Consider the following 7,491-nt stretch of genomic DNA (forward strand, 5'->3'; position numbering starts at 1 on the left):
ACCGGGCCCGGAGGCCAGCGGCCCTCTTGCAGGACCGCGAAGAAGATAACGGGGTGTCCGTCCCTAGGACTTCCCGCTGGTGAAGGACCACCACACCGCCCAGGGGACCAGGGCCTGCTGCCCGTTCTCCAGGGCGGCGAGGTCGGCCTGCTTGAGGTATTCGGCGTGGGTGACCAGGTCGTCGTCGACGGCGTCCCGGATCCAGTTGAGGATGGTGCGGTACTCCTTGGAGTCGAGGCGCACCTTGCCGTGCGCGTCGGCGAGGCTGGTGCCCTGCTGGCCCGCGAGCATCTCCAGCCACAACTGGCCGAGGAAGGGGTCCTTCTCCATGTGCAGCGGACGGGCGGCGGGGTTCTTCTCCCGCAGTGAGCGGGCCGCGGTCAGCAGGTCGGCGTAGGTCTTCAGACCCGCGGGGTCGACACCGGCGTCCTCCAGCAGGTCCTCGCGGTACCAGAGCAAGCCGGGGTCGAGGTCCCAGGGCACGCCGTAGATGCGGCCGTCGACGGTGTTGACGGAGAGTTTGTACGCCGAGGTCTTGTCGCGGTAGGGGGCGATCAGGTCCGTGAGGTCGTACAGGTGCTCCGCCTGGCTGCCGATCTTGGCGTCGTCCCAGAAGCTGCCGTCCGGCACGTCGGTGCCGCTGATCAGGGTGTTGGCGAGCTTGTTGTCGATGTCGACGGCCTGGTGGTTCACCTTGACGCCGGGGTACGCCTTGCGGAAGGCGTCGATGGCCGATTCGAAGACCTTGAAGAGGTCGCCCGAGCGGTTCCAGATGGTGATCTCGCCCTTGGCGGAGGCGCTGGGCGTACCGGTGAGTTTGCGCGGTGCGGACGCCGAGGAGCCGGGGGCGCAGGCCGCGAGGGGGCCTGCGGCGGCGGCGAGCGCGCCGGCGCCGAGGGCGCCGCGCAGGACGCTGCGGCGCGGGACGGACGGTCTGGACATGAGGTCGGCTCCTGGTGTCGGAAGGGCGGGAACGCGGTCGCGGGGGGCCGGCCGGGCCTGGGCGCGTGCACGGTGGAGGGAAGGCGCGCAGGCGTCATCGGCACGGCAGCCCGCGGTCACCGCCAACTGCTCTGCAACGATGCAGAGATGATGCTGCGCTTATTGCAACGATGCAATACCTGAGTAACATCAACCTGCGTCAGCGGTGGTCCGCACCGGCGCCGACCAGCGATACTGCCTAGGAATGAGCCCGTGAGGGCCGTGAGGGGGAACTGGATGGCCGGCTCCACGCTCCGCGACGTCGCCCGACGCGCCGGGGTCTCGATCCGCACCGTGTCCAACGTGGTCAACGGCTCGGTGCCCGTCTCCGACGAACTGCGCACCCGGGTGCAGGCGGCGCTGGACGAACTCGACTACCGGCCGAACCTGGTGGCCCGCAACCTGCGCCGGGGCCGGAGCGGGATGATCGCCCTCGTCGTACCGGAACTCGACGTGCCGTACTTCGCCGAGCTGGCCCGGGAGGTCATCACCGCCGCCCGCGCCCACGGGTACGTGGTCATGCTCGACCAGACCGACGGCGACGGACAGCGCGAACGGGAGCTGCTGGGCCGGGAGTCACGCGCCACGATGTTCGACGGTGTGCTGCTGAGCCCGCTGACCATCTCGGCGGAGGAGCTGCGCAGCCGCACCAACCGGGTGCCGCTCGTCCTGCTCGGCGAGCACATCTTCAACGGCAGTTTCCACCACGTGGCTATCGACAACATCGCCGCGGCCCGGGAGGCGACGGAGCACCTGCTGGGCCTCGGCCGGCGGCGCGTCGCGGCCATCGGCGACCAGCCGTACAGCACCGGCGAGACGGCGCAGTTGCGTACGATCGGGTACCGCCAGGCGCTGGAGCGGGCGGGACTGACGGCCGACGAGGAGCTGATCGTCCCCACCCAGCGCTTCCACCGCCGCCTCGGCGCGCAGGCCGTGGAGCACCTGCTCGCCCTGCCCGAGCCGCCCGACGCGGTGTTCTGCTACAACGACCTGCTGGCCATCGGGGCGATGAACGCCCTGACGCGCGCGGGCGTGCGGGTGCCCGACGACATCGCCGTCGTCGGGGTCGACGGCATCCAGGAGGGCCAGTACAGCTCGCCCTCCCTGACCACGATCGCCCCGGACAAGACGCACATCGCCCGCAGCGCGGTCGGCACGCTGCTGGGCATCATCGACGGCTCGGCCCCTCCGCCCGCCGACACCAGGGCGCCGCACCGGCTGCTGGTGCGGGAGAGCACGGTCGGGGCGGGCGGGCGGAGTCGAGCCGCTGAAGCGGGGGCGGACCCGGAGCGCTCCGGGCCCGCCGGGCCTGCGAAGAGTGCGGCACCGGGGAGAGGGGTGTGACGCGCCCCCACCAGGCGCCGGCCGGCGCGCCTTCGTCAGGCGCCGGCGGGCGCGCCCCCGTCAGACGCCGGCGAGCGCACCTTGGTCAGGCGCCGGCGTGAAGAACCCTCGTGAAGTCCTCGTGAAGAACCGGCGGGTGATGGGCCGTCAGCCCGCCGGACCGGTCCTGCCCCGAGGGCCGGGAGGGATACTGGCATGCCGGGTCCGAGGGGTATCTGTCCCATACCCCTCGGCCCGGTGCCGCCGGGTCAGCGCCAGGTGTCGTCGAGCGTCAGTGTGCCGGTGGACGGGGTGACGACGGTGCGGTTGTCACCGTTCTCCCAGGTGACGGAGCCGTCGGGGTTCTTCTTCAGGTACTTGTACTGCACGGCGGTGCCGGGCGGCAGCTGGTGGGTGCCGGACCACATCGGGTAGGCGGCGGAGTCGGTGGTCAGGGGGAGGGCCCGGGCGGGGTCCCAGGCACCGAGGTCGGGCACGTTGCCGCAGACGTAGAGGCCCTGGCCCCAGGTGGTGGTGGCCGTGGCGTGGAAGGCGGTGGCCACGGGACTGACGTTCCAGCGGTCGTCGTTGCCCGGCGTGTCCCGGGAGACGGTCAGGGTGCGGTTGGGGATGCTTTCCCAGGTCACGGTGCCGGCGGGGGAACGCTTGAGGTACTTGTACTGCACCGTGACGCCGACGGGCAGCTGGACGCTGGTCGACCAGTGCGGGTAGGCACTGGGGGTGGTGCCGAGGGGGACTGCCTTGGCGGGGTCCCAGGCACCCAGCTCGGGAGAGCTGCCGGAGAGCAGGAGGGTCTCGCCCTCCATGACGGCCTGCACGCCGAAGGTGACGGAGACGTTCTCCGTCGTGGCCGCCCGGGCGTGCGGGGCCGTGCCGGCGAGAAGTCCGGCGAGGAGCACACCGAGCATGAGCACCGACCGCCAGGCGGCCGGAACCCGAGTACGTATCGAGAGCATGACATCCCTTCCGACAAAGGAGGAGGCGGCGGACGCCGCCGCGGGCGGAGACGGGTCACCGCCCCGCCGTCCGCGCACATCCCAACACAAGTTGGAGTCATGAGGTGACAGAAAGTGCGGTGCGCGTTCGGCAAGGGATGCGATTCGGCCGCATAGCACCCATTCCCCCGGGCACTTCGTCAAAGATCTGAACGAAAGGGGGAGTTGGGAGCGGGACTCCCCTCCCACCGGTCGGCCCGGCCCGGAGGCTCCCCGCAACGCCTCCCCGGTGCCATTCCCCGGCCATCTCCAAGCCCCGCCCCGGCCCCACCGAGGCCGTCCAGCCGTTGCGCAAGATGACGCAAAACTTTTCATGAGACGGCGGTCAACTGCCCGTACTGCCATCGGCCTTCCGGCGCACATCGGTCAGAAACCGGCGGCACCCCGCGCCGAAGTGCAGGAGAGTCCAGCAGAAACTTTCTGAAATACCTTGCACCCAGAGATACCGTCAGGGTCCCGTCACGCCGGGATGCGCCGCCTCGGCATCGCCCGTCCCGCCACGGTGCCGGTCAGATCGCGGGGCGGCGCCGTCGAGTGCCGTCGTAGGCCGTCGCGTGCCGTCGTGTTCCGAGGCTGACCCGGCACTCACCCTGCGCCGCTGATCCGGCACTCACCCTGCGCCGCTCGGTGCCGGGTCCCGGGGGAGCTGCCAGCCGCCGCCCCGGTCCTCCTTCGAGAAGCGCGCGACGAGGTCGGGAACGCGCAGGCGGCAGGCGAGCGCGGTGGCGGCCTGGAAGGTGCCGATCGCGCGCCGGGACATCGGCAGAGCCAGGCGCAGAAGCCGCGGGCTGATGTGGCCCTGGATCTCGTCGACGAAGGGTCTCAGCACGGTGTCGTAGTTCGCCAGGGCGGTCGGCAGGTCGTCCGGATGCCGGTTGATCTCGCCGGCCAGGACATGGGCGCCGACCAGGCCGCCGGAGACACCCATGCCGCTGTAGGGGGAGGCGCAGTGGGCGGCGTCGCCGGCCAGGACCACGCGGCCCTTCGACCAGGTGCCGGTGCGGACCTGGACGATCTCCTGGGAGTAGAAGAACGGGCTCTGCCCCATGCCGTCGATGAAGCGCTCGGCCTGCCACCCGGCGTCGCGGAACCTGTCGGCCCAGAACTCCTGCCGGCGCTCGACGGGCGCGCGGTGGATCGCCGAGGCCTGCGCGGACTCCTCCCGCAGGACGAAGTACGCCTGGGTCTCGGCCGCGTTGTGGCTGCGGCGCATGATCTGGCGCCCGCCCGGGACCATGTAGGTGTCCCGGACGTTGCTGTCGGACGCGATGCGCGGGACGAACCAGTAGGCCATGTGAATGCCGAGGCGCCGGTAGGGGTCGAACCCCTGCGGGAGCAGCGCTCGCCGGATGCGCGACCCCTGCCCGTCCGCGCCGATCAGGAGGTCGAACTCGCCGCTGGACCCGTCGGAGAAGTGCGCGAGGACCTTGTGCGCGTCCTGCTCGAAGCCGTCCACGCTCTTGCCGAAGACGTACTCGGTGGCGTCCCTCGTCGCGTCGTGCAGGAGGCGCACCAGATCTCCGCGCATGATCTCGTACTCGGACGTGAGGGTCTGCCGTCCCCGCCCCGAGATGTTGGCCATGATCGTCGCCCTGGCCTTGCCGGAGGCGTCGACGAAGGCGACGCCCGCCTCGTCCACGAGCCTGGCACGGACGGCGTCGAGGAGCCCCATCCGCCGGACGGCTTCGATGCCCTGCCCCCGCAGGTCGACCTGAGCCCCGGTGGCCCGCAGCGCGGGGAAGCGTTCGACGACGGTCACCCGGTGGCCGCCCCGCGTGAGCCAGAAGGCCAGGGCCTGCCCCGCCACGCCACCCCCGGCCACCAGGATCCGCAGTGACCGCGTCCCCGGTCCCGCCCGCTTCGTCATGCCCCTCACCCCAAAATCTATCAGTGAATGGTTCTTCTTCAGCGTCATCTATCAGCGATAGATTGTCAACGTGACGAAGATGAACCGTGAGACCGTGGTCGCCGAGGCGCTCGGGCTGCTCGACGAGGTCGGGCTGGACGCCGTCAGTACGAGGCGCCTGGCGCAGCGGCTGGGCGTGGAGCAGCCGTCGCTCTACTGGCACTTCCGGACCAAGAAGGACCTCCTGGCCGCCATGGCGCAGGCGGCCATGGCGCCCCTCGCGGCCGAACCGCTGCCGGTGCCCGGCGACGACTGGCGCCAGTGGTTCCTGGAGAACACGCGCAGCTTCCGGCGCACCCTGCTGAGGCACCGGGACGGCGCCCGGCTGCACGCCGGCAGCACCCCCGGGGACGACCTCGACCGGATCCGCCGCAAGATGGAGTTCCTCGTCGCCTCCGGCGTGCCCGAGCGGGACGCGCAGATGGCCATGCTGGCCGCCAGCCGCTTCACGGTCGGCAGCGTCCTGGAGGAACAGGCGGACACCGGTGCCGGGGACGCCGCGGATCCGCCGGCCGGCATGCCGGTGATCGATCACGAATCGGCGTTCGAGGCGGGCCTCGCCCTCCTCCTGAACGGCCTCGCGCGCTGAGCCCTGCCCGCCCGCACCCGCAGCTCCACGGCACGCTCTGCTCGTCCGGGTCGCAGGCTGGTCGCAGGCGGGCGGGCAGTGCCGGCTGATCCCGCCCGCGCCGGTCCCGGAGCGCACATGCCACAGCGGCACTGTCCGTCACCGGATCGCCTCGCGGCGCGTGGTGGCGTGTCAGGAGGTGAGGATCGAGATGCCGTCTCCGAGCAGTTTCAGTCCGAGGACGAAGAAGAGGACGGCCATCACGGCGACATTGTGCTGCGCCGCCCAGTCCTTCCAGTTTCCGAGCGTCGTCCTGGCCCGCTCCCCTCCGAGGAGGAAGACGCCGAGCGGGACCAGCAGGCCGAGCGTGGCGATCACGACGAAGACCGCCAGTGATGCGATCTGCTGCCCGGCCGGAATACCGGCCGAGCCGATCGCGGCGCCCGCGGCGATGGTCAGCGGGGCGTTCTTGGCGTTGAGCGCGGCCAGGGCCGTGCCGAGTCCGAAGACCTTGACCGGTGTGAGGCGGTCGATGGCGCCCATCCACTTCGGCAGTTTCGCCTGCGAGGGGTCCTTCGGGCGCCGGCGCCACTGCCGGGCGCCGAAGACGACGAGGAACAGGCCCAGAGCGAGCTTGAGCGCTCCCACCCAGGTGGCCGGGTGCTTGTGGGCGGAGGCCCCCGCGGGGGAGGCGATCGCCAGCATCACCGCGCCCAGTACCGCGAGTCCGAGGATCCAGCCCACGGTGAAGAGGATGCCGTTCCGACGTCCCCGGGGCGTGGCCAGGATGAGGATGACGGCGATGATGGGGAGCGGGCTGACCGCGACGCCGGCCGCGAGACCCAGCACGTCACCGAGGACTGCGCCCATGGTTGCCTCCAGCTGGGCTCAGGGTGGCGATCCGATCGGGTGGAGCACAGGCGACAGGCGCCCCGACCGCCTGTGGGAACCGCCGGGGGCTGATGCGACGGCCGCGCCCCGGCTTCACCCGTGCGCAAGGAGCTGACCGGGAAGGCGACGATCACGATCCCGCGGTCAGCACGCACGGCCCAGTCCCATCTTCCTGCGCCCGGCTCGATCTGTCCTCGGGAGCGGTTCCGGGCGCGGCCGGCATCGCCTTGCCGCACGCACCCGCATGCTCCCGCTCCCCCGCTGCCGGCCTCGTTCCTGAGACGGGCCCACGGCACCCGGGGAGCGCGGGCGACCGACCTCGCCACGGCGGGGTGCCGCGACCTCGCCGGGCATACAGGCGACCGACTCCGCCACGTCGTGACGCCACTCCCGCCATGGCGCGGCGCCCCGCCCCCACGCGACGGGCAGCGCCCCACCTCGGGCGGCAGACACCCCACCCCGTCGCGGCACGGCGGTTGCGCGTGCGTGAGAGGGCCGAGGCCGCCGGGGCCCGCGCCGTACGCCCGCCCAGCAGCGACCCGGCGTCACAGCGACGCGGCGTCACAGCGACCCGGCGTCACAGCGACGCGGCGGACCGGGCCCGCCGGCGTGTCACACCCCGGGCGCCCGCAGCCGCCGTACCCGGGCGGGCGCGGGGCCGGTGGACTCGCGGGGGACGTAGGTGGCGCGCAGGGTGTGCCTGCGGGGGCGCCCGGATGTGGTTCTGGGAGTGGTCGTAGCCGGTGTTGTGCCCGGTGTCCGGGGAGAACTGCACCATCCCGAACGGCACCGCCGCCCCGGGATAG

General features: G+C 71.9%; 7 protein-coding genes. 2 read left to right on the top strand and 5 right to left on the bottom strand.

Features of this window, described 5'->3' with window-relative positions; translation table 11 throughout:
- Nucleotides 1–63: 63 nt before the first annotated feature.
- The gene (locus ABZ719_RS36825) at nt 64–942 is read right to left on the bottom strand and encodes an extracellular solute-binding protein (RefSeq protein ID WP_366729528.1); all 879 of its coding nucleotides are present in this window, start codon (nt 940–942) and stop codon (nt 64–66) included.
- A 276-nt stretch (nt 943–1,218) separates the two neighbouring features.
- Between ABZ719_RS36825 and ABZ719_RS36830 the strand changes: the two genes are divergently transcribed.
- Nucleotides 1,219–2,325 (top strand): LacI family DNA-binding transcriptional regulator, encoded by a 1,107-nt coding sequence (locus ABZ719_RS36830; protein ID WP_366729533.1) that lies wholly within the window; start codon nt 1,219–1,221, stop codon nt 2,323–2,325.
- Between the two features lie 248 nt (nt 2,326–2,573).
- On the opposite strand, the gene ABZ719_RS36835 is transcribed toward ABZ719_RS36830, so the two are convergent.
- Nucleotides 2,574–3,281: a CBM20 domain-containing protein gene (locus tag ABZ719_RS36835; RefSeq protein WP_366729529.1), complete on the bottom strand. Its 708-nt coding sequence runs from the start codon at nt 3,279–3,281 to the stop codon at nt 2,574–2,576.
- 649 nt (nt 3,282–3,930) lie between these two features.
- Complete coding sequence (locus tag ABZ719_RS36840) at nt 3,931–5,187, bottom strand: FAD-dependent monooxygenase (RefSeq protein ID WP_366729530.1); 1,257 nt, start codon at nt 5,185–5,187, stop codon at nt 3,931–3,933.
- 79 nt (nt 5,188–5,266) lie between these two features.
- On the opposite strand from ABZ719_RS36840, the gene ABZ719_RS36845 reads away from it, so the two are divergent.
- Entirely contained in the window at nt 5,267–5,815 is a 549-nt protein-coding gene (locus ABZ719_RS36845) for a TetR/AcrR family transcriptional regulator C-terminal domain-containing protein (RefSeq protein ID WP_366729534.1), read from the top strand.
- Nucleotides 5,816–5,986: 171 nt separating this feature from the next.
- Here the strand turns inward: ABZ719_RS36845 and ABZ719_RS36850 are convergent, their stop codons facing one another.
- Together ABZ719_RS36850 and ABZ719_RS36855 are read right to left on the bottom strand one after the other, a co-directional pair.
- A complete protein-coding gene (locus tag ABZ719_RS36850; RefSeq protein ID WP_366729531.1) occupies nt 5,987–6,664 on the bottom strand; it encodes a GAP family protein in 678 nt (225 codons plus the stop codon).
- A gap of 598 nt (nt 6,665–7,262) precedes the next feature.
- The coding region (locus ABZ719_RS36855; protein ID WP_366729532.1) for a hypothetical protein at nt 7,263–7,491 on the bottom strand (229 nt) is incomplete at its 5' end.

This window comes from Streptomyces sp. NPDC006743 (assembly GCF_040703815.1).
Classification (GTDB): Bacteria; Actinomycetota; Actinomycetes; order Streptomycetales; family Streptomycetaceae; genus Streptomyces.

What these genes read in the sequence shown, in the direction of transcription:
- ABZ719_RS36825 (WP_366729528.1), bottom strand. Translation starts at nt 942, where the DNA reads ATGTCCAGACCGTCCGTCCCGCGCCGCAGCGTCCTGCGCGGCGCCCTC.
- ABZ719_RS36830 (WP_366729533.1), top strand. Translation starts at nt 1,219, where the DNA reads ATGGCCGGCTCCACGCTCCGCGACGTCGCCCGACGCGCCGGGGTCTCG.
- ABZ719_RS36835 (WP_366729529.1), bottom strand. Translation starts at nt 3,281, where the DNA reads ATGCTCTCGATACGTACTCGGGTTCCGGCCGCCTGGCGGTCGGTGCTC.
- ABZ719_RS36840 (WP_366729530.1), bottom strand. Translation starts at nt 5,187, where the DNA reads ATGACGAAGCGGGCGGGACCGGGGACGCGGTCACTGCGGATCCTGGTG.
- ABZ719_RS36845 (WP_366729534.1), top strand. Translation starts at nt 5,267, where the DNA reads ATGAACCGTGAGACCGTGGTCGCCGAGGCGCTCGGGCTGCTCGACGAG.
- ABZ719_RS36850 (WP_366729531.1), bottom strand. Translation starts at nt 6,664, where the DNA reads ATGGGCGCAGTCCTCGGTGACGTGCTGGGTCTCGCGGCCGGCGTCGCG.